15 protein-coding genes and 6 pseudogenes are annotated in these 22,489 nt (G+C 59.4%); 12 read left to right on the forward strand and 9 right to left on the reverse strand.

The genetic code is table 11. The features are described 5' to 3' along the window. Positions 1–327 precede the first annotated feature (327 nt). From FFM81_RS32190 to trxA, 11 genes and pseudogenes are all read left to right on the forward strand, one after another. A complete protein-coding gene (locus FFM81_RS32190; protein ID WP_173883914.1) occupies positions 328–501 on the forward strand; it encodes a hypothetical protein in 174 nt (57 codons plus the stop codon). Next, a pseudogene (locus tag FFM81_RS32195) lies at positions 498–2,122 on the forward strand (acetolactate synthase large subunit). The gene FFM81_RS32190 and the pseudogene FFM81_RS32195 overlap by 4 nt, the downstream one beginning before the upstream one ends. A 116-nt stretch (positions 2,123–2,238) precedes the next feature. After that, positions 2,239–3,411, forward strand: coding sequence for an iron-containing alcohol dehydrogenase (locus tag FFM81_RS32200; RefSeq protein ID WP_168291034.1), 1,173 nt, complete (start codon positions 2,239–2,241; stop codon positions 3,409–3,411). A 263-nt stretch (positions 3,412–3,674) separates the two neighbouring features. Continuing rightward, a pseudogene (locus tag FFM81_RS32205) lies at positions 3,675–5,228 on the forward strand (acyl CoA:acetate/3-ketoacid CoA transferase); the annotation flags it as partial. Positions 5,229–5,287: 59 nt separating this feature from the next. After that, positions 5,288–5,713 carry a hypothetical protein gene (locus FFM81_RS32210; RefSeq protein ID WP_138333554.1) on the forward strand — a complete coding sequence of 142 codons (426 nt, stop codon included), beginning with the start codon at positions 5,288–5,290 and terminating at the stop codon, positions 5,711–5,713. Between the two features lie 101 nt (positions 5,714–5,814). After that, positions 5,815–7,776 carry an acetate--CoA ligase gene (gene acs, locus FFM81_RS32215; protein ID WP_138386510.1) on the forward strand — a complete coding sequence of 654 codons (1,962 nt, stop codon included), beginning with the start codon at positions 5,815–5,817 and terminating at the stop codon, positions 7,774–7,776. A 102-nt stretch (positions 7,777–7,878) separates the two neighbouring features. Then, positions 7,879–8,511, forward strand: a complete 633-nt coding sequence (locus tag FFM81_RS32220) for an adenylate kinase (protein WP_246401481.1) — start codon at positions 7,879–7,881, stop codon at positions 8,509–8,511. 431 nt (positions 8,512–8,942) lie between these two features. Continuing rightward, positions 8,943–9,713: a hypothetical protein gene (locus FFM81_RS32225; RefSeq protein WP_173863108.1), complete on the forward strand. Its 771-nt coding sequence runs from the start codon at positions 8,943–8,945 to the stop codon at positions 9,711–9,713. A 150-nt stretch (positions 9,714–9,863) separates the two neighbouring features. Continuing rightward, a pseudogene (locus FFM81_RS32230) lies at positions 9,864–10,174 on the forward strand (transposase domain-containing protein); the annotation flags it as partial. After that, a pseudogene (locus FFM81_RS32235) lies at positions 10,169–11,053 on the forward strand (plasmid partitioning protein); the annotation flags it as partial. The pseudogenes FFM81_RS32230 and FFM81_RS32235, both read left to right, overlap by 6 nt. 543 nt (positions 11,054–11,596) lie before the next feature. After that, positions 11,597–11,917 carry a thioredoxin gene (gene trxA / locus FFM81_RS32240; protein ID WP_138333557.1) on the forward strand — a complete coding sequence of 107 codons (321 nt, stop codon included), beginning with the start codon at positions 11,597–11,599 and terminating at the stop codon, positions 11,915–11,917. Positions 11,918–11,988: 71 nt separating this feature from the next. On the opposite strand, the pseudogene FFM81_RS32245 reads toward trxA, so the two are convergent. From FFM81_RS32245 to FFM81_RS32280, 9 genes and pseudogenes are all read right to left on the reverse strand, one after another. Further along, positions 11,989–12,399: pseudogene (locus tag FFM81_RS32245) on the reverse strand (bifunctional folylpolyglutamate synthase/dihydrofolate synthase); the annotation flags it as partial. Next, complete coding sequence (locus FFM81_RS33205) at positions 12,362–12,490, reverse strand: iron-containing alcohol dehydrogenase (protein ID WP_163925920.1); 129 nt, start codon at positions 12,488–12,490, stop codon at positions 12,362–12,364. The pseudogene FFM81_RS32245 and the gene FFM81_RS33205, both read right to left, overlap by 38 nt. A gap of 143 nt (positions 12,491–12,633) precedes the next feature. Next, a pseudogene (locus FFM81_RS32250) lies at positions 12,634–14,281 on the reverse strand (acetolactate synthase large subunit). Positions 14,282–14,880: 599 nt separating this feature from the next. Beyond that, positions 14,881–15,525, reverse strand: coding sequence for an ATP-binding cassette domain-containing protein (locus FFM81_RS32255; protein WP_049810903.1), 645 nt, complete (start codon positions 15,523–15,525; stop codon positions 14,881–14,883). Continuing rightward, complete coding sequence (locus FFM81_RS32260) at positions 15,518–16,294, reverse strand: ABC transporter ATP-binding protein (RefSeq protein WP_138386509.1); 777 nt, start codon at positions 16,292–16,294, stop codon at positions 15,518–15,520. The genes FFM81_RS32255 and FFM81_RS32260 overlap by 8 nt, the downstream gene beginning before the upstream one ends. Continuing rightward, positions 16,291–17,250, reverse strand: a complete 960-nt coding sequence (locus tag FFM81_RS32265) for a branched-chain amino acid ABC transporter permease (RefSeq protein WP_138333561.1) — start codon at positions 17,248–17,250, stop codon at positions 16,291–16,293. Before FFM81_RS32265 ends, FFM81_RS32260 begins: the two co-directional genes overlap by 4 nt. Beyond that, the gene (locus tag FFM81_RS32270; RefSeq protein ID WP_138333563.1) at positions 17,247–18,143 is read right to left on the reverse strand and encodes a branched-chain amino acid ABC transporter permease; all 897 of its coding nucleotides are present in this window, start codon (positions 18,141–18,143) and stop codon (positions 17,247–17,249) included. Before FFM81_RS32270 ends, FFM81_RS32265 begins: the two co-directional genes overlap by 4 nt. A 141-nt stretch (positions 18,144–18,284) precedes the next feature. After that, positions 18,285–19,565, reverse strand: a complete 1,281-nt coding sequence (locus tag FFM81_RS32275) for an ABC transporter substrate-binding protein (protein ID WP_138333565.1) — start codon at positions 19,563–19,565, stop codon at positions 18,285–18,287. A 546-nt stretch (positions 19,566–20,111) separates the two neighbouring features. Continuing rightward, entirely contained in the window at positions 20,112–20,942 is an 831-nt protein-coding gene (locus FFM81_RS32280; RefSeq protein ID WP_138333567.1) for an IclR family transcriptional regulator, read from the reverse strand. Between the two features lie 77 nt (positions 20,943–21,019). Between FFM81_RS32280 and FFM81_RS32285 the strand changes: the two genes are divergently transcribed. Beyond that, the gene (locus tag FFM81_RS32285; protein ID WP_138333569.1) at positions 21,020–22,471 is read left to right on the forward strand and encodes an NAD-dependent succinate-semialdehyde dehydrogenase; all 1,452 of its coding nucleotides are present in this window, start codon (positions 21,020–21,022) and stop codon (positions 22,469–22,471) included. The last annotated feature ends 18 nt before the right edge of the window (positions 22,472–22,489 follow it).

Raw genomic sequence — 22,489 nt, forward strand, 5'->3', positions numbered from 1 at the left:
TAGTCAAGACTCTGCGATATCCCCGCGGCAACAACTCGACTTGCCACTCCTTGGAGCGGGCATTTCGTTAGCCTCATTGCGATTTCACTGCTCACCTAAGTGGCAACGAGGGTCCTCGGCGATCCCCGCCGGGTCTCCGACCGGGCTGCTCGTCGAGCGGGACCAACGTTCCTCAATCCCGGCGAGCCTTCGAAAATGAAGCGACCGAGCGCGACGGACTTCGCCGTCACAAAGCCCAACCTGAAGGTGTCGCCGGCTAGTCACGCCGGACCGCGGAGCTGAGGAAATTTGCCTCGATGCGCCACAACTAAAATACACGAGAACGCAATGAAGCCGACGAAGGAACGCGGTGGTGGCTATAAAGCGTTTTTACCGTTGACTCTCGTGCCTGATAATGTTTTACGTCATGACGCTTTAATGGCGTCAGTAAAGGAGAAACCCGTCATGCAATGGACAAAGCAGGAAAAGAACCCACCCAATTCTAAGGGGGGCAACGCATGATCAAGGGTTCCGACCTCTGTGTCGCGGTCCTTGAGAAAATGGGCGTCAAGCGCATCTACGGCGTCCCCGGCGAGGAAATCCTCGACATCATGGAGTCGCTGCGCAAGTCGAAGATCGAGTTCGTGCCGACCCGTACCGAGTGGGGTGCGGCCCTCATGGCCGCCACCGAGGGCCGGCTCACCGGCCGCCCAGGCGTCTGCGTCGCCACCTGCGGCCCGGGCGCACTCAACTTCCCCAACGGCGCTGAGTATGCCCATCTCGGCGGATTTCCGATGGTGATGATCGCCGGCCAGAAGCCGGTCAACAGCAGCCTCCATGGGCACTTTCAGGTCACCCCCCTCGTCTCCGTGATGGAGGGGCTCACCAAGTTCGCAGTGCAGATCGGGTCGGTGCAAATGATCGGGCCAGTCCTCAGTGAGGCGTTCCGCATCGCTCAAGAGGAAAAGCAAGGCCCAGTGTCTGTTGTAATACCGGAAGACATTGCGGCCGAAGAATATAAGGAGGATGAATTTTGATTACTAAGACCCTCGATCGCGCGGTTGAAATGATCCTTGCGGCCAAGCGTCCCATGATCATGGTGGGCGGGGCGGCAAGCCGCCTCGACCAGCACTCGATCGCCCAAATCCGCGACTTCGTGCAACGCACCCGCATTCCCTTCTTCGCCACGCAAATGGGCAAGGGCGTCGTGGCGGAGGACTCGGACCTCTATATGGGCACGGCGGCGCTTTCCAAAAGCGACCATGTCCACGTCGCCGTCGACAAGTCCGACGTGATCATCCCGGTCGGCCACGATACGTGCGAAAAGCCTCCGTTCATCATGTCTGAGGGCGGCCCGAAGGTCATTCACATCGCACATCAGCATGCGACCTTCACGCAGGCCTATTCGCCGCAGCTCGAGGTCATCGGCGACATCGGCGCTTCAGTCGCGGCGCTGGCGGATCGCGTCGAGGGCAAGCTGCCCAATGCCGGCGCATTGTTGCCGCTGCGTGAGGGGATCCTCGCCCTGATTGGCGAGGGTGCCAATGATAAAAGTTGGCCGGTCACGCTGGATCGCATAGTGCACGTTGTTCGCAAGGTCATGCCGGAAGGCAGCATTGTTACGCTCGACAATGGCCTTTACAAGATCCCGTTCGCCCGGAAGTATCGGACCAATCACCCCAATACGCTGCTGCTCGACAACACGCTCGCGACCATGGGAGCCGGCGTGCCCTCAGCGATCGTGGCGGCGATGCTTAAACCCGGGCTCTGTGTGATGGCGGTCTGCGGCGATGGCGGCTTTCAGATGACCGGCCAGGAACTGATGACGGCCGTCGAACAAAAGCTCAACCTCGTCGTCCTCATCTTGGACAACAGCGGCTGGGGCATGATCGAAGCGAAGCAAACCGCCAGAGGTTTCCCGAAATTCGGCGTCGACTTCCGCAATCCGGATTTCGCGAAATTGGCCGAAGCCTATGGCGCCAAGGGCACGCGCGTCGAAACGCTGGACGATCTGATGCCTGCGCTTGAAGCCGCTCTCAAAGGCGGCGGGGTGCATGTGGTCGCAGTGCCGGTCGATGATTCAAAGTACAAGCGACTGCTCGGCGAACTTCGCTCGCCCAAGGCGAAACCGCCGAGCGCCTGAGCAGGCCCGGAATGAACCGCCTCGGGAGTCCTGGGGCGGTCGACAGCAAGGATCGGCATTTCAGAGGGGGCGGCAGGCCCTGCCGCCCGAGAGAGCCAAACAAAAGGACCAAACACATGGCCTTCACTTTCCATAGCCCGACCAACATCCGTTTCGGCGCAGGCGCGTCCAGCAAGATCGGCGGGCTCCTCAAGGGCTATAAGGCCGCCCATGTGCTGCTCGTCACTGACGAGAAGGTGCGGGCGGCCGGGCTGACGCGCAATGCGGAAGCGGCGATTGCCGAAGCCGGCATCGCGCTCACCATGTTCGACGGCGTGGTCGCCGACGCGCCGTCGCATGTCATCGAAGCGGCAGCAGAAATCTGCCGCGAGTGCGGCGTCGACGCTGTCGTGGCGATCGGCGGCGGCAGCGCGTTGGATACGGCAAAGCTCGTCGCCTATCTCGCCAAAACCCCGGTCAAGCTTGATGATATCTATGGTATCGACCGTGCCACCGGCGACCGGCTGCCGCTGCTGCTGGTGCCGACCACGGCGGGAACCGGATCGGAAGTGACGCCGATCTCCATCGTTAAGACGCCAAACAACGAGAAGAAGGCGGTGATCACGCCGCGCCTCATCCCGGACTGGGCGATCCTCGATCCCGAACTGACGCTCGGCCTGCCGCCGCACCTCACCGCTGAGACGGGCATCGACGCCATGGCCCATGCGATCGAGGCCTATACCGGCAAGATCAAGAAGAACCCGATCTCCGACCAGCTCGCACTGAAGGCGCTGGCGCTGCTGTCGGCCAATCTCAGGAAAGTCTACGCGGACGGCTCTGACCTTGAAGCGCGTTCGGAAATGCTGCTCGGCTCCATGCTGGCCGGCATGGCCTTTGCCAATTCGCCGGTTGCCGCGGTGCATGCGCTCGCCTATCCGATCGGCGAGATCTACCATGTGGGGCACGGCCTCTCCATTGCGCTGGTCCTGCCCTACGTGTTGGAATTCAACCGGTCGGCGGCCGAAGCGCTTTATGCCGAGCTCTCCGACGTTATCCAGCCCGGCTATCGCCGACAGTCCAATGCGGCGGACGCTGTGGCCTTCATCGCCGAGATCGAGGCGATCTGCCGAGACTGCGGGGTGCCCGGCTCGCTTTCGGCGGTTGGAATCGGCGAAGGCGATCTTTCCAAGCTGGCGAAGGATGCGATGAAGCACGAGGATCGCCTACTGGTCAACAATCCGCGCGAGCTCGACTGTGATCAGGCCCGGGCGATCTATGCCAGCGCGCTTGCGGGAGTGAGCAGGCCATGACCCCGAGCTCGGACGACCAGTCGGAATCTCCACATTCAACTTACGACATCGTCGTGACCTTTGTCGGCTCGCGACCCCATTCCACTCCGCCCAATCCAGTATTTTCCGCCCACGTAGCTGAAACAGCAGCAAATAATTGTTCGTCAGCTTAGTCGGCCGGCCTGGCACGAATCTTGAGAGCTATTTGCAAGGCAGCGGAACGGCAACCGCATCCGCGTTGCGGGTTAACCGCATTGCTTCGAACACATGAAGGAACGCCAAGCATGGCAGCACCGCATCAGAACGCATTCTATGGAAAGGGCGGAATTGACAAATCCACTACCAAGATTGTCTCCGCCGCCGAAGCCGCCTCGATCATCCGTTCGGGCGATACAGTGGCCTTTTCCGGCTTCGTCGGCATCGGCACGCCAGAGGCGGCGATCTGCGCCCTCGAGAACCGTTTCCGCGAAACGGGCGAGCCACGTGATCTCACCCTCGTCTTTGCTGCCGCGCCGGGCGACGGCGAAGACAAGGGCCTCAATCGCCTGGCGCATGACGGGCTGGTGAAACGCCTCATCGGCGGGCATTTCAAGCTGGTGAAGAAGCTGGCGCAACTGGCGGTCAGCGGCAAGTGCGAGGCTTACAATCTGCCGCTCGGGATCATTTCCCATCTCTTCCGCGAGATCGCTGGGGGCAAGCCCGGGCTGATCTCGAAAGTCGGGCTTCGGACCTTCGTCGACCCGCGCAACGGCGGTGGCAAGATCAATTCCAACACAACGGAAGATCTCGTCGAGCTGATGGAAATCCAAGGCAAGGATGGGCTCCTCTACAAAACCTTCTCCATCGATGTCGCCGTCCTGCGCGGCACGACGGCCGATCCATCCGGCAATGTCACAATGGAGAAGGAGGCGGTGACGCTCGACAACCTGTCGCTCGCCATGGCCACCAAGGCTAGCAAGGGTATCGTCATCGTGCAGGTTGAGGGCATCGCCGCCGCTGACTCGCTGAACCCTCGCGACGTGAAAATCCCCGGCCACCTGGTCGACTACGTCGTCGTCGCCGAGCCGGAACATCACATGCAGACCTATGCGACCCAATATAACGGCGCCTTCTCCGGCGAATTCCGTGCGCCGCCGGACCGCGCCGCCTCCATGGAACTGAACGAACGCAAGATCATCGCGCGGCGTTGCGCTTTCGAACTGCGGACGGGCGATGTCGTCAACCTCGGCATCGGGATGCCGGAAGGCATTGCGGCGGTAGCGGCGGAAGAGAAGATCATCGACCTCGTCAAGCTCACCACCGAATCCGGTACCATCGGCGGCACCCCACAGACCGGGATGGATTTCGGCGCGGCCAAAAACCCCGAGTCGATCATCGACCAGAACCAGATGTTCGATCTCATCGACGGCGGCGGGCTGAGCTTCGCCTGTCTCAGCTTCGCGCAGGTCGATGCTCAATGCAATGTCAATGCCAGCCGGTTCGGTGGCAGCCTCGCCGGCGCCGGCGGCTTCATCAACATCTCGCAGAACACCCGCCGGGTCGTCTTCTGTGGCACGTTCACCGACAAGGGCCGGGCGAAGTTCATCAAAGAGGTCGAGCAGATCACCTTCTCGGGCGAAATTGCCCGCGAGACGCACCAGTCTGTGCTCTACGTCACCGAGCGCTGCGTCTTCTCGCTGATCCCTGAGGGGCTGGAACTAATCGAAGTCGCGCCGGGGATCGATATCGAGCGCGACATCCTCGCCCATATGGAGTTCCTGCCGATCATCCGCGAGGCACGCGAGATGCCGGCCGTGATCTTCACTGACGGTCCGATGAATCTCGACAAGTTGCTGCTCGAATGGCCGCAAACTCCATCCGACGCCTCGTAACCCCATCGTTTAAGGAGAAACTACCCATGCCTACATCGCAGACCCCGGATATCCAGACGCTGACCAACCAGATCAACGAGATGCTTGCCAAGTTCAACATGCCGGGCGTCGATCCGGCAGCACTTGTCAGGGAACAGGCCAGGAATATCGAGGCCGTCGCGCAGGCCACGCAGGTTGCCAACAAGGGCGCCTACGGCGTCGCCGAAAAGCAGCTGGAATTGTTCCGCGCGGCTTCCTCACAGCTCCTGATGGTGTTTGAGGATGCGGCCCTTGCCCCCAAGGACCGCGTCGAACTGGCGAAACAGGCTTACGAGATGGCGCTGAACGGCTCGCGCGAGATCACCAGCATGGCGGTCAAGGCCAGCGAGAACGCTTTCGCCATCGCCCGCAACCGGATGACCGAAATTTTCGAGCAGTTCCGCAAGGCAGCGACACTCCGAACGGATACGTGAGGCCGGACCTGCCGAACGGAAAGCATAATTCGTGCATGACAATCCTCCACCCGTCGAGGTGATGGGGAGCTGCGAAGAACGTCCTAGGAAGGACAACGACAATGAACGGCAACAAGAAGGCAGGCGTCTATCCAGTTCCGAAGGCATGGGCCGAACGCGCGTCCATCGATGCGCAGCGCCGCGAGGCGATGTACGTGGCCTCGATCGCCAACCCGGACCAGTTCTGGGGCGAACACGGCAAGCGCATCCACTGGATCAAGCCTTACAGCACCGTCAAGGACACTTCGTTCGAACCGGGCAAGGTCTCGATCAGGTGGTTCGAGGACGGCACCACCAACGTCTCCTATAATTGCATCGATCGGCATCTGACCGAGCGGGGCGACCAGGTCGCCATCATCTGGGAGGGGGACGACCCGAAGGATGTCGCCCGCATTACCTATCGCGAACTGTACGCCCAAGTCATGAAATGGGCTAACGTTTTGCGGTCACAGGGCATCCGGAAGGGCGACAGCGTCACCCTATACCTGCCGATGATCCCCGAGGCGGCTTATGCGATGCTCGCCTGCGCGCGCATCGGCGCGATCCATTCGGCGCTCTCCAGCCAGTGCCCGCCCGAAGTCCTGGCAAGCCGCATCGCCGATGCGGCGAGCACCGTCGTGGTCACCGCCGACCAGGGCCTGCGCGGTGGGCGCAAGCTGGAGCTGAAGGTCAATGTGGACGCTGCGCTGGACAAGCTTCCCAAGGTGGTGAAAACCGTCATCGTGGTCAAGCGCACCGGCGCACCGGTAGGGATGCTGAAAGGCCGCGACCACTATTATGACGATCTCGCCGAGACCGTCCCCGATCAATGCCCGCCAGAGGAGATGAAAGCGGAGGACCCGCTGTTCGTCCTCTTTACGTCAGGTTCCACCAGCAAGCCGAAGGCGGTGGTGCACACCACAGGCGGCTATCTCGTCTATGCCGCCATGACGCATCAATATGTCTTCGACTACCACGACGGCGACATCCACTGGTGCACTGCCGAAATCAGCTGGATCACCGGCCACAGCTACATTGTCTACGGGCCACTCGCCAACGGTGCGACGACGCTGATCTTCGAAGGTATACCGACCTATCCGAGCGCGTCACGCTACTGGGACGTCATCGACAAGCACAAGGTCAGCCTGTTCTACACCGCCCCCACGGCGATCCGCTCCTTGATGGGCCGGGGTGAGGACGCAGTGAAATCGAATTCGCTCGCCTCGCTCCGCCTCCTCGGTTCAGTCGGCGAGCCGATCGACCCGAAAAGCTGGGAATGGTATCACCGCGTCGTCGGCGGCGGTCGCTGCCCGATCGTCGACACCTGGTTTCAGACCGAGACCGGCGGCATCCTGATTACGCCGCTTCCCGGCGCCACCGACCTGAAGCCAGGCTCCGCCGGCAGCCCCTTCTTCGGCGTCAAGCCTGAGCTGGTCGATGAGGCGGGCGACGTGCTTGATGGCGTTGCACACGGAAACCTGGTGATCGCCGACAGCTGGCCGGGCCAGATGCGAACGCTTTACCGCGATCACGAGCGCTTCGAGCAGGAATATTTCTCCCGCTATCCCGGCAAATATTTTACCGGCGATGGCGCCCGGCGCGATGCAGACGGCTATTACTCGATCACGGGCCGCGTCGACGACGTCATCAACGTCTCCGGCCACCGCATCGGCACGGCGGAACTCGAGTCCGCCCTAGTCGCCCACGCTAGCGTTTCGGAAGCCGCGGTGGTCGGCTATCCGCACGAGATCAAGGGGCAGGACATCTACGCTTACGTAGTCCTTATCGACGGCGAGACTGCCTCTGACGAGCTGCGCAATGAACTCGTTTCCTGGATTCGCAGGGCGATCGGCCCGATCTTCACGATCGACAAGGTTCAGTTCGCGGTGGGTCTGCCGAAAACAAACTCGGGGAAAATCATCCGCCACATCCTGCGCAAGATAGCTGAGGACAAATGCACCGAGTTCGGTGACACCTCGACGCTCTCTAACCCCGCCGTGGTCGACCACCTGATAGACAACCGGCTGAACCGGAAGGCTGGCTGACGGCAGCACAAGATGAAGACGTGGGTTCCGGCGTGTCGCCTCATCGGGGCCGACGGGGCGATCAAGGGAAAGACAATGGCCAGACGTACGAAGGAGGGAACGATGAGATTGATCATCCTTGGACCGCCGGGGGCGGGCAAGGGAACGCAGGCAACGCGCCTGGCAGAGCGGCTGGGCGTGCCGCAGCTGTCGACGGGAGATATGCTGCGCGCTGCGGTCACCAAGGGCTCGCCGGTCGGCCTTGCTGTGCGCGACTTCATAGCGCGGGGCGAATTGGTTAGCGACGACATCGTCGTCAATTGCGTCCTCGAACGCATCGCCGAGCCGGGCGCTGCATCCGGCTTCATCCTCGACGGCTTTCCCCGCACGCTGGGACAGGCGCGGGCCCTCGACGAAGCGCTCGAACAGGCGCGCATCGGGCTCGATGCGGTGCTCGAACTGAAGGTCGTCGAATCCGTGCTCCTCGACCGCATCATCTATCGGGCGCGCGAGGCCAAGGCCGCAGGCCTGCCGGTGCGCGCCGACGACAATCCGGAGGCGCTGAAAGTCAGGCTCGAAGCCTACCGGACTCAGACGCAGCCGCTCGCGGACTACTACCGCACCGCCGGCCTCCTACGCACCGTTGATGGGCTGAGGCCCATCGATCAGGTTACGTCGAGCCTTCTTGCGGAATTGCGGCTCCATCGCAAACCCGAAAGCGAACAAACCAGTCTGTCGCGGGCCGAATTCGAATGAGTCAGGAAAGGTGATCCGAATTCGCGATCCATGATGATCAAACAGGCAAAAACAGAGTGATCGCCCGCGAGGACATCTCCCACATGCCCGAATTCATCAACGTGCTGTCGAGTCGGGAGGAGACGATACGCGAGGTCCAGAGGCTGCTCTAGGAGCATGGAAAGGAGGCGATCCGAACTTCGCGCTCGCCATTCTCGCGCGCTCATAGCTCCCAACGTTCTCTTTCTCCATTGGGAGTGTCGACGTGGGTTCCCTTTTTCTTTGGCCACAGCCCATAAGTACAACGATTGACAGAGCGGCGCCCGGCAAGAGTCACTTTGCTCTCCTTGGTCCGTTACGTACGCTACCCTATTGTTTACAAATTAAAATTGAGTTGCGCACCTATGCGGGGCGTCTGTCGATTTGTTCTCAGCATATTGCGGAGTTAAGCGATGCAGATAGCCTACTACTATGGCAAGTACCGCCCGTCATCAGACGTAGAACACGCACGAGACGCCTTCGAATACGTAGGTGGCGCACTCATGCGGCACCCTGAACGGGAAGCGGAGCCGATACTCCGAACACTCGCTGCAGCATGCCTGATTATTTTAATTTGCGTCGCCGTGGCGTTTGCCGCCAAAAGCGGCGTCGGCGACCTCGACCGCGGGGACACCCGACTTCTAATCTCGGAATGCAAGGTGCACACATTACAGCGCAACCAATGCGCCTACGTGTTGGCTACAGCATTTCATGAAACTAGATGCCTTATGAAGCCGGTGCGCGAGACTCTCGCGATATCTGACTTTCAGGCGATTGCCCGTCTTGACAGCGCATGGGCAAAGGGCGGGCTGCCTTGGGTCTCCTCCCCATATTGGCGTAAAGGCTGGTTTGGGAGAGGATACGCCCAACTCACGCACAAGAAAAACTACCGCGTGGCCAGCATCAAGCTCGGCATTGATATCGTTTCCGTTCCAGCAAGAGCACTGGTACCGGAAATTGCGGCGAAGGTGCTTGTCATGGGCTTGAAGGAAGGCTGGTTTACCGGCAAGAAGCTCTCGGATTACATTAATCTTCGGGCAACCAACTTCATCGACGCTCGCCAAGTTATCAATGGAATGGATTGTGCGAATAAGATCGCGGCATATGCCGTCGCGTACGCCGCCGCCCTTGAGCAGGACGGCTATGGTGTGACTGGAGTTGAAGCAAAGGTCGGCGCTCCATAGCAGCAACTCACTGCGAAAAACCAAGTCGCTCGTCCCGTTCCAGCGTCCTCGGGGCCAGGGCGATGACCGGGCCTGTCGCAAATTTTCTTAGTTAACCGTCTGTTGACACTCGCCGGAGAAATTCTCGCTTCGAATTTGTGGAGCGAGCCTGTGTTTCTGAATACCATTGCCGAGAAGCTGAAGCGCTGGTCGAAAGATGATTTCAAAGGGCGGCATTTCGAGCATGGCTCATCGTGCAGGCGGCGGCCTGGTATCTGCGGTATCCGCTCAGCTACCGAGACCTTGAGGAGATGTTCCAAGAGCGCGGCTTCGAAGTGGACCACAGCACGATTAACCGCTGGGTACTTGCCTATGTTCCGATGATCGAGAAGCGGCTGCGCCAGTTTCGGCGCTCGCATTGTGGTTCGGTCAGGATCGACGAGACCTACGTCAAGATCCGCGGTAAGTGGCGTTACCTGTACGGCAAGCCCGGCAAAGGCGATTGCATCGCCATGTTTCTCGATCGTGAGGGCAAGGTGCAGTCTGCCCATTTTCGGATGCCGGAAGCCAGACAAGCGAAAGGCAAGGGCGATCCGACCGCGCCCGGCGGCGAGGACGGAAACGAGGCTGCCATCGACGTTTCAGCCAAGACCGGGCCGGACGTGACCCGAAACGGCATCGACATGATCGGCGATTTCCGCACCGACGCGCTGCACGAGGCGCTGGCACGGGCCCCGATCGAGGAAGATACGCTCATGGCAATGCTGGTGCGTGCGTTTGCTGGACAGAACGTCTCGGTCGACTCCGGCTCCGAAGCCTCCGGGCATCTCTATGGGTCCAGGCGGTTCGCCCGGCACGCTGCCCAGTTGATCGGCGAAAACGGCAAGCTGGAGGTCGACATCGACACGCTTCGTGTCGTGGCAAGGTTGACCCTGATCGACGCCCTGTCGGCGCGCACCAATCGTTCGGACAGCGGCGTCGTTGTCCGCATTGCCGGCGATGCCATCGGCGCCGACGCAGATCTTCCGAACATGGGCAAGGAGGAGTTCCTCGCGTGCCTCACCCGCCCGGCTTTGGAAGCGTCCTGCGGCGGCACGAGTGTCGTTCCCCGCCCGCGCGTCAGGGACACCCGCGCTGCCCTTGTCGAGCACTTCAAGAAAGAACGTTTCGTGCATCCGGCAGCCCTTTTCGCACCCGATGACGCGAAGCTGGCCGAGTGGCTTGCCAAAAGCATGGAGGATTGTGGCAAGGTCGACGAATTGCCCGCCGACGTGGGGGATCGTTCGTCCCGGCCGAAGACGAATCCGCGCCCGACTGCGGAGCGGATCGCCGAGGAAATTTCCTCGCTGCGCCCTCACTAAGAGAAAAATTCAATGGCTTGAGGAAAGGCCTGCTCCGATGGAGCCGGCACGTTCGTGGTGCAAAATGATTCTTGACTGCGCGGTTTGAAGAGGTGTATCTAGATCGTCGTGACGATATGGAGCCGTCAATGAGATAAAAACCGTCAGAAGGTTATGTATGCCTCAGTCTGTAGATGCACGCCTCAAGGAGGCTGACTTTCTTGTCTCGGCACTCGAGACGAGGGAGTCGAGTACATGTTCGGCGTCTCCGCCGAGGAAAACTTTGACGCAGTCGAGTCGCTGCGCAACTCGAAGATCAAGCTGAGCCGGCGGCGGCCTTCATAGCTCGCCCCCTACGGCCGGCTCACCTGCCAGCGGGGCGTCGGCACTCTCCCAAAAGAAGGATACTTTCAAATGGCACGTAACCGCAGAAGCCATTTCAGAAGACGAAATCACCGGGGTGTATTTGTCGAGCCGCTGCAGAACGTATTTCAGCTCAATGCGTTCGGCCGACCGCTTTGCGACACGCCCGTTCAACACCCAATTCCGGTAAAGGAGCAGCCCATGGCTATCGTGAAAGTCGATATCAATAATTTCCAGTCGGAAGTTCTGGAATCCGCAATACCCGTCGTCGTCGATTTCTGGGCCGAATGGTGCGGCCCGTGCAAGATGATCGCTCTGAGCCTCGAAGAAATCGCCGTCGAGATGGAAGGCAAGGTCAAGGTCGCCAAGCTGAATATCGACGAGAACCCGGAACTCGCTGCACAGTTCGGTGTGCGCTCCATTCCGACCCTTGCAATCTTCAAGGGCGGCGAAGTTGCCGATATCTCTGTCGGCGCAAAGCCGAAGACGGTTCTTTCGAACTGGATTTCGAGCGCTGTCTGATTGATATCGACGAATTATATCACATTGATGAAAAAGCCCGGCTAGACCGGGCTTTTTTCATTTTGCAGCCTTCACTTCGGCGGCGTGCCGTTGTCGGCAAGCACGTCGCCGACGAGATAGAGAGATCTGCCGACCAGGATGCGTGGCGGCAATTCCTCCGGATCGAGAAATGCCTTTATCGCCTCCAGCGCATCGCCGACCTTCAACATCGGTTCGGCAACCAAACCGGCATCATAAGCGGCATTCGACAATATCACCGGGTCGACCATCGCTTCGCTGCCGCGGATCGGCACGCAGAAAACCTTTTCGACCAGGCCGGTAAAGGCCTTGAAATAGCCGACCGGATCCCTGGTATTGATCATGCCGATGATCAGAAAAAGCGGCCGAGACTGGCGTTCCTCGAAATTGGCCATGGCTTCGGCGATCACTTCGCCGGCACCGGGATTATGCCCGCCATCGATCCAGATCTCGGCGCCGGGCGGCCTTGTAGCCCTTGAGGACGTCGGCGATCTTGCTGGATGCGCCTGCCTCGATAAGGATGTTTGGCGGGGTCTGGAAGATAAACTGTTTCATGTTGTGGTCCTCCTGTTGCTTTCTCGGACAGCAGGGCCCGTCGTCCGCTCTGAAAAGATGATCATTGCTGTCGACCTCCTGGGCTCCTGAGGGCGGTTTATCCCGGTTACGCTTTGCGCGAGTTGCAGCTCGTCGGTGAGCACTCACTTGTTCTCCGCATAATCGATCGGCACTACGACGACATGGACGCCGCCGCCTTCGAAAGCGGCTTCCAGCGCTGGCACCAGATCGTCCAGCGCTTCGACGCGCGTACCCTTGACCCCATAGGCTTCGGCCAATTTCACGAAATCCGGATTGTCGACGGTGTTGCCGAAATCCGGGAAACCGCGGGCGGCTTGCTTATGGCGGATCATGCCGTAGCCGCCGTCCTCCACGATGAGCACGACCAGGTTGAGCTTGAGGCGGCGGGTCGTCTCCAGTTCCTGGCTGGTCATGTGGAAGCCGTTGTCGCCGCAGACCGCCATGACGCGCCGCCCGGGATTGACATCGCGACAACAATCGCCGACGGCAGTCCCGCGCCCATGGTCGCCAGCTCGTTGTCGAGCAGCAGCGTATTGGGGAGATAGGTCGGGTAGTTGCGGGCGAACGAGAGCTTGTACAAGCCGTTGTCGAGCGCAACGATGCCGTTTTCCGTCATGACCTTGCGCACGTCGTGCGCCAGTCGCTGCGGCGTGACCGGCCAACGTTCTTCATCGGCGTCGTTGGACATCCGGGAGAGGATCTTCTCGCGCAGCGGCAGCAATGCGCGGGCATTGGGCAGCTTGCCCTCAAGGCGATCCGCCAGCGCCTTGAGCGAATGGCCGATGTCGCCGATGACCTCGGATTGCGGGAAGTAGACCTGCTCGACGGGCGGCGACTGATCTCCGATGTGAATGACCTCCCGTCCCTTCGGCCCCATGAGGAAGGGCGGTTTTTCGGTCGTGTCATGGCCGATCGTAATGATCAGGTAGGCCTTGTCGACGGCGTCATGCACATAGTCGCCTTCGGAAGGCGCCGCCGTGCCCATATAGAGATGGGAGTCTTCGGACACAGCACCCTTGCCCATTTGAGTGGTAAAGAACGGAATGCCCGTGCGGTTCACAAATTGCTCCATAACCGCTATCAAGCCGGGACACGAGGCGGCGCGACGCGGGGCGGCGGCCCCGAACACGAGAAGCGGACGTTTGGCTGCGGTGATGAGGGCGGCGGCGCGATCGAGGGCCGCATCGTTTGCTATCGGCAGTTCGCGCTTGTGCGGCGCAATCAGCGCTACCTCCTTCTCGCATTTTCGGCCGCGATATCTTCCGGAAGTTCAATATACACCGGCCCCTTCTTTCCCTCCTGGGTGATGCGGAATGCTTCACTGACCGTTGGCGGGATCATCTCCGCCGATGTGATTTGTATTGCGTGCTTGGTCACAGGCTTCATCACCTCGACGGTGGCGGACCTCTGAAAACCCGCCTGGCGGCGGTTCTTGATCGCCTTCTGGCCGGCGATCAGCAGCACCGGCATGCCATTGAGCCGGGCATATTCCGCGCCGTTCGGGACGTTGAGCGCGCCCGGACCGCAGGTGGTGATGCAGACGCCAGTGCGGCTGGTGAGCCGACCCCAGTTGGCGGCCATAAGGGCCGCGGCCCGCTCGGTGTGGGTCGGCACGACCTTGATCGTCGAGTTGCTCAGCGAATGGAAGAGGTCGATGGTTTCCTCGCCGGGGATGTAGAAGATGCACGTGACTCCCTGGTTTTCAAGCGCCCGGACAAAGAGGTCGGACCCCTTGACCTCGCGCTGTTCGCCCTCAGGGCTGGAGGTGATCTTTTTTGCATTTCTGCCATGTCAGTCTCCCTTCGTGCCAATCAGGTCGGGACCACGATCGGGCTTTAGCGACCCGGCTTACTCTGAGCACTACTCGTGCCAATCAGGTTGCGCCGGTAAGCCTTCGAGATTGCACATGTTTCGTTGTCGCCATGCGGAGGGGTTTTGTAGGGTTGCCGACATGTCGCGTCGCAATCCGTCCCGATCACCACCGCAAACGCTGGGGCGGTTCGATAGGCTTCAGGGCGAAAAATACGCGATTGGGGGAGGAAGAATTCGTCTCGCGAAGCCGAAAAAGGTGACGACGATGTCGTAAGTTGATTGTCATCAACAACTGACCCACCCGAAACACTGGTAGGCCAGTGCTATCCCGCTAAACCATTCCTTGGGATAGGATCCCACTTGCCCACAGCTTCAGGCGGCAATGATGAAGAACAAAGAATGACCAGTATTTAGACCCGCGCTCCTAAGCCCGCGCGAATGCCTCCAACGCAGCCTTGAAAGAGCAACCGTCGAAACCACAGGTTACCGAAGTGGTTCACAATTTCGTATGCGGCGGTTGGGACGCAGCAGAGATGCACAGGCGCTGCCAATGACGGTCAAATAGAAGTGATCTGGCCACGGTCCATGCGATAAACCATATCGAGGCCCTTACCGGCGTGCCGAAGATCGGCGCCGGAAAGAAGGATGGAAAGACCAAGCGGCTGCAGGGATGCGACTACCTCGGAAATGCGCTTGGAAAGCGCGGGGGCGACGCCTTCGAATGGCTCGTCTAGCATTAACAGCTGGGTGCCAGTCATGCGTGCGCGACCGATGGCCACGAGTTTCTGCTGGCCGCCTGAAAGCTGCAGGGCGCGGCGATGGCGGAAGTCCGCTGCCTCCGGAATGAGCGCATAGACATCGTCGAGCCGCTTCTGCGCATCTGTGACGCCAGCTGCCCATGCCGGAATAAGCAGGTTTTCCTCAACAGTCAGTTCGGGAATAAGGCGCCGGTCTTCCGGCGCGAAGCCCATCTGGTGGTGCACGCGCAGATGCGGCGCCTCACGGGAAATGTCCTTCTTCTCATAATGGATCGAACCTGCCCGGAGTGGCAAGAGCCCCATTATCGCACGCATCAACGTGGTCTTGCCGGCACCATTGCGGCCGACGATTCCGACCATCGAGCGGGCTTCGACCTTCATGGAAACGTCACGCAGAATAGGTACCCCGCCGATGGAGACGTTGATTGACTTCACTTCAAGCATGGTTGTCCTCCCTGAGAACGCAATGTTCTTCACCAATGATGAGTTCGCGCACTTGTCGGTCGCTGAGGACGGTTTCCGGAGGTCCATCAATCAGCACCCGGCCTTCGAAGAAAGCGAGCACGCGGTCGGAGTAGCGGCCAACGATCTCCATGTCGTGCTCGACGAAGAGCACGCTGACGCCTGCGACACGGGTCGCATCAATAATGCGGTCCATGACCGAGAATTTTTCTTCGCTGGCGACGCCGCTCGTCGGCTCGTCCAGGAAAAGAACCTTCGGCTTGCCAACCATGGCAATTGCAATGTCGAGAAGCTTGCGGATGCCTTCGGGCATCGTGCCGGCAATCGAGTTGCGGAACGCTCCAAGTCCGAACACCTCGAGCCTCTCGTCAGCATGGGTCGCGAGCTCGTCGTCGGAAAGAATTGAAAAGCCCTTGATGCCAACGCTGTCCGTGGCGCTGTAGGCAAACATCAGGTTCTCAATCGCTGTCAGCGAGTTGAACAATTGCGGTATCTGAAAGGACCGGGCAACGCCGCGCCGAGTGATCTGACGAGGTGAAAGCCCGACGATTTCCTGTCCGTCGAGCAGGATCGAACCGGAGTCCGGGCCGAGGTAGCCCGTAATCATATTGATAAACGTCGTCTTGCCGGCGCCGTTTGTGCCGATCAGCCCCGAAATCGTTCCAGACATGATGTCGACATTTACGTCGTTTGCGGCAGTTACCGCGCCGAACCGCTTAATGAGGCTCTTTGCTTCAATAATCGGCTTCATGCTTTTTCTCCTGCCTCGACGGTTGCCTTGCGCTTACCAAAACGGATGCCGCCAAGGCCTGTCGGCAGAAACAAGATCATCGATAGGATGATGACTCCAAGTACCAGTTGCCAGGTGTTGGGGGCGTGCTGATAGGCGAACGTCCGGACAAATTCGAGTGCGAGCGCGGCAATGAAAGGCGTGAAGATGTTCCCGGTACCGGCTAGGACCGCAATCACCACGAATTCGCCCGAAGTTGCCCAGAAAGCCATTTCCGGATCCACATGCGCGACGAAAATGCCGCTCATGGCACCGCCCAGGGCGGCTAGAACTGCGGCAAGGATGTAGGAGAGATAGATCGTCTTGTTTGCGGACGCACCGAGATACTCGACGCGGATTTCGTTATCCTTGATGCCCGGCAGCAGGCGACCGAGAGACGTCTTGCCGAAGTACCAAACGGTTATCGCCGCTGTAAAACAGATCAGGATGAGGATAACGAGGCCATTGGATCGCGCAGCACCGCTAAGTGGCAGGCCGAACAAGGTCACACCTCGGATGTTGAACCCGTCCGTGCCGCCAAGTTCCACCGACTTCACCAGAAGACCGTATAAAAGCATCGAAAGAGCCAGCGTCAGCATCGCGAAGAAGATGTCGCGGTAACGCGACAGAAGGAGACCGGCGAATGCTGCAGTCGCCGCGGCGATGGCGACCGGGGTAATGAGCAGGAGAACCGTTTCGTTGATTTTCCAGAGATTGACCATCAGGCCGACGGAATAGCCGCCGATTGCGTAGTAAAGTCCTTGGCCGAACGAGACCAGCCCGGCCCGCATCATCAGCACGAGGCCGAGTACCGCAAGCCCCTTGGCAAGGCCGATCGAGATGACGAAGTTCCAGGTGGGCAGCGCCCAGGCTGCGGCAATAAGGAAAAGTGCCGCGCCGACGGCGAGAGGCACAAAGGTTTGGGGTTTGTTCATCATATCTTGCGCAACTCCACACCGGGAAACAACCCCTGCGGACGCAGGGCGAGAACGATAGCCATCACTGCATAGATGCTGAACACTTCGACTTCGGGCCAATAGTGGACGGCAAGCGAGCGGACGAAGCCGACGATCAGTGCACCGACGACGGTGCCAGGAATCGATCCGAGCCCCCCAATCACCACCGCGGCGAACATCATGACGATCACTTCGACCCCCATGCCCGGCGCCACAGAGATGGTCGGAGCTGTGAAGGCGCCGCCGAGCGCGGCGAGAATCGAGCCGACCACAAAGGCCGACATTTTCCAGCGGCTGACATTGATGCCCATCGCCAGCGATGCTTCCGGATCATGGATGACGGCGCGCAGCATCTTGCCCTTGGCAGTGAATTGCAGAAACCACGTGAGGAGACCACCACTGATGATCGCCACGACTACGATAATGAGATTGTAGGTCGGGTAGACAAGGGGGCCGAGATGGACGTTGCCGAAAGCCCACACCGGGTCGGACGCTATCCATGGATCGACACCCCAGATGAGCTTCACCACGTCTTCCAGAATGAGGAAGAGCGCGTAGGTTACCAGTAGCAGCACGACCGGATCGCGGCCCGCCAAGAAGCGCAGGACGCCCCGTTCGACGACGAGGCCGACAATCGTACCGGCGATCAGCGCCGCGACAATCATGACCGGAATGCTTCCAGCGGGCGGCAGCCCCTGGGCGAACCAGTAACTTAACAGAGTAACCGACACGTAGGCGCCGATGGCATAGAACGTGCCATGGGCCATGTTGAGGATCTTCATCACACCGTAGATCAGCGTCAAGCCGACTGCGATGATAAAGAGCCATGCGGAATACAGAATGCCGTCAATCACGGCGCCTAGAAACGCGTTCATGCCACACACCGTTTCGGAAGGAGGGACGGGATCCATCTTCGGTGCCAGTCGGCGCGCGAAAGGTGAAAACCGCTTCAAAGGGATTGCGGCGCCAAACGCGCCGGGAACCCGCGCAAGCGATGCCGCGGTGAAATTTCCGGATCACTTCAGCTTGTTCTTGATCCACTCATGGCTGGTCATGCCTTCCGGTGGGTTCACTTTTTCTGGAGCGTAGCGGATCACATCGACGAAGGTCAGCTTGCCATCGACGGTCTTGGTGCGGCCATAGACCATTTCTTGCACAGCCTGGTTGCCCTTGCCCAGCGACATCTTCACTTCGCCCGAGGGACTCTGGAAGGTGGCACCCTTGAGAGCAGCGGCGATCTCCTCCGTAGTCGGCGTCTTGGCGGTGTCGCCGCCCTGTGCCTTCTCATAAGCGAACTTCGCCGCAAAAAGCGTCTGCACCATGTGGTAGGACGGATAGCTGGGGGGCGTGGCGGACTTGGCGTTGTAAGCGGTCTTGAACCAGTCGTTATAGGCGTTGTCCGGTGCAAAGATGCCGTTTGGACCGCGGGCGCCGATGATGGTGCCATCTGGGATTTGTTTGCCCTGGCGATGAATCGCCGTTTCGCCTGCCGTCAGAACGACAGTGGCGTTCTTGAACAGGTCGCGCGGCGCTCCCTGAAGCACGAGACCCTCAAGGTCGCCACCCCAGAAGCTCGAATGAATGATATCGGGTTTGCTGCCGAGAATTGCGGAGATTTCAGTATTGTACTGACCGGCACCGAGCTTCGGCATCTGCGAGGTCGTCAGCGTAACTTCGGGGCGAAGGCTCTTCAGTGTGCCCTCGAAGTCGTTCCAGGCGTCCTGACCCCAGGCGTAGTTCTGGTTGATGCCGGCGTAGGTGTTGAATTTCTTGACTGTCTCGTTGACGTAGAGTGCGGCACCGGCGTTGTCCATCGTCGCGGTTGCAACGGGGCGGAATACATATTCGTAGTCAGCTTCCTCGAAGATGCGCGGCGTGCCGCAATCGAAGAGAAGTGTCATCGTTTTCAGTTCTTCGGCAACAGGCGCGACCGCAAGACAATCTCCCGAGGACGTGTAGCCGACGATCATGTCTACGCTCTGCTGTTCTACGAGATTGCGTAGTTCGGAAACCTGCTTGGTGGTGCCACCGGCCTCGTCGATAATGACGAGTTCGATCGGACGGCCGCCAAAGCCGACCTTGTCATACGGCGCCGGCAGCTTGCCACCGGCGTTGACCTGCTGGGCAAAGACTTCGGCGGCAATCTTTGCGGGGATGCCGAAGGGACCAGCCGGTGCACCGGACAGGAATGTCACAACGCCAATCGTGAAGGGCTTTGGCTCCTGAGCCAAGAGGCCATCGGGGGCGGTGGCAGACAGAAAGATAGCTGCAATGGTCAGAGACCACGACTTCTTCATAGATTCCTCCTCTACGGCAAATTGCCTGTTCCGGTGCAATGACACGCTTGCGTGGTAGGCCGAAGCGTCCTCTCACGCTGCGGCCACGCAACTGAGTTCATTCTATTGAACTTAGTTCATTACTGTGTATAGTGAGTATTGCAACCAACGTCAAGATGGAGGAGCGGCTGTTCAGCCAGAAGGCGAGTACAATCAGCGGCGCGAACTGTTCCTAAAGGGGAAACGGGCGACGTCAGCCTCACGAAGAATCCCCGAAGACGACTTCTCCTGAACTCCCCCAGGAGCTCGCTTTTGGCAAAACCTCCATCAAAAAATCGACGTGGAGAGGATTTTCGTCAGCTGCTTATGTAGCCATTCGCCTGGAGAGCGAACCGCGACATCGACACTTGCATCGGATTGACGGTGAGCCCAAATGTACATTTTCGCAGCCATTCGGTTCGACGCTGCGACGGCCTGCGTTAGGGTCAGAGAGCAGCCGCGTTGCTCAAGCTGAGCCAACCCCACCCTTTGCTCGGCAGCAAATTTCCGCTCTCCCCAAACGCTACGCTATCCTTCGACGCTGATGCGTGATGAGCTGCTATGCCCCAATTGCTCGGAAAGAATGGCGGCTGATTTGCGCATCGTCTCTCCGAGTGACTCGATAAGCGCCGGAGTCGTTTCGCTTTCCAGAAGGCTGATGGCAATGCCGGCAACCGCGCATCTCGTATGATCTCTCAGAGCGGTGCCGATGCAGATCATCCCTTCGCGAACCTGGCCGTTATCGATCGAAAAACCGCGCATACGTATGTCAGCCAGCTCCTGCCTTAGTGCGGCAAGATTTTTGACGCTTCTAGAGGTGAGGGGCAAAGGAAAGTTCGCTCTGAAGAGAGCCTCGAGCTTATCCTCCGGCATTTCGGAAAGCAGCATTTTGCCTGTTGCGGTAAAGGTGGCAGGAAGACGCATTCCAATCCGGAAAGTATGTCCCAGGGGCTGGTCGGAATTTCGGCAATCAATATAGACGACCTCGTGACGGTCAAGGGTCGTCAGTGTAACCGTGTAAGGAGACAATGTGGTATCCGAAGCAAAATAATTCCGGAAAACTGACACCATGTCCATCTCGGATAGAAAGCCGTGCGCCCAGCGCATAGGATGTGGACCGAGCCGGAATGTGCCGTCCTGTTTGCGAACAAGGAGGCCAAGCTCTACCATGACGCCAAGTAGCCCGTGCGCCGTACTTTTTGGCAACGACATAGCCCGTGTGATGTCGGCGGCCGACATTGCGTCGCTGGAATTGGTGACAAGATCGAGGATCGAGACGGCGCGCCTGAGCGCCGGAACAGAATCGACCGATTTTCCGATCGCAGTGTCTTCCACTGGGGTGAGTCTTGCACTTGACACCTCCGATACCTCCTGTCAGGCTAGTTCAATACGACGATATTGGTTCATCAGATTGAACTGTATGCTTGGGAGAGGTCATGGTCAATCTAAAAAAAACGGAACTGCTACGCGATCGATGCCTGATAAATGGCAAGTGGGTTGCGAGCTCTCAGAACAACGTAGCCGTCAAGAACCCCGCGACGGGGGAGATTGTCGGCACCGTCCCTGCGCTGGAGACGGCAGATATTGAGCAGGCGGTCGCAGCGGCCGAGATGGCGTTCCGATCGTGGCGCGCGCTTGCAGCCAAGGAAAGAGCGGCCGTCCTGCTTCGCTGGTTCGACCTGATAGTAGAAAATGCAGACGATCTCGCCGCGCTGTTGACGGCTGAACAGGGTAAGCCCCTCTCCGAAGCCAGGGGGGAAATACTCTATGCTGCCTCCTTCATTCAATGGTTTGCCGAGGAGGCAAAGAGAGTGTATGGGGACATCATACCCGCACCCACCACCGACAAGCGCATCCTGGTTTTCAAGCAGCCGATCGGTGTCTGCGCTGCGATCACGCCCTGGAACTTCCCGGCAGCAATGATTACACGCAAGGCGGCGCCTGCGCTGGCTGCCGGTTGCACAATGGTGGTTAAGCCGGCTGAGCAGACACCCCTCACGGCGCTTGCTCTCGGCGTTCTGGCCGATCAGGCAGGCATTCCCGCCGGCGTTTTCCAGATTGTGACAGGAAAAGCACGCGAGATCGGCAAGGTGCTGACGGAAAGCGACATTGTCAAAAAACTCTCTTTCACCGGATCGACCGAGGTGGGGCGAATTCTGATGGCGCAGTCGGCGCCGACGATAAAAAAACTATCAATGGAGCTCGGCGGCAACGCACCCTTTATTGTTTTTGACGACGCGGACCTCGATGCCGCCGTCGATGGTGCCGTCGCTTCGAAATTCCGTAATGCTGGTCAGACCTGCGTCTGCACAAACCGTATCTACGTGCAGTCCGGTGTTTACGCTGTCTTCGCTGAAAAGCTTGCCGCGAAGGTTTCTGCACTGAAAGTCGGTGAAGGTACGCAGATGGGCGTAACGATCGGGCCGCTGATTGATGCTGACGCCATTGCCAAGGTCGAGGACCATATTAGCGATGCGGTCGCGCAGGGAGCGAAAGTGGTCGCAGGTGGCAAGCGACACAGCCTTGGCAGGACATTCTTCGAACCAACCGTCCTGACGGGAGCGACACAGGCGATGAAGGTCGCACGCGAGGAAACCTTCGGGCCAGTCGCGCCTCTCTTCAGCTTTGAGACAGAGGAAGAGGCGGTCGCTATGGCCAACGATACGGAATTCGGATTGGCTGCCTATTTCTATACTGAAAACGTCCGTCGGACATGGCGAGTGGCCGAAGCGCTGGAGTACGGCATGGTGGGTCACAACACCGGTCAGATCTCGAACGAGGTAGCGCCATTTGGCGGCGTCAAGCAGTCCGGCCTCGGACGGGAAGGCTCCCGTTACGGGATCGATGACTACCTGGAAATCAAATATCTGTGCTCGGCGATCGCTTAAGCAGCTGACGACAAGGGA

It is taken from the genome of Rhizobium hidalgonense, assembly GCF_005862185.2.
Taxonomy (GTDB): domain Bacteria; phylum Pseudomonadota; class Alphaproteobacteria; order Rhizobiales; family Rhizobiaceae; genus Rhizobium; species Rhizobium hidalgonense.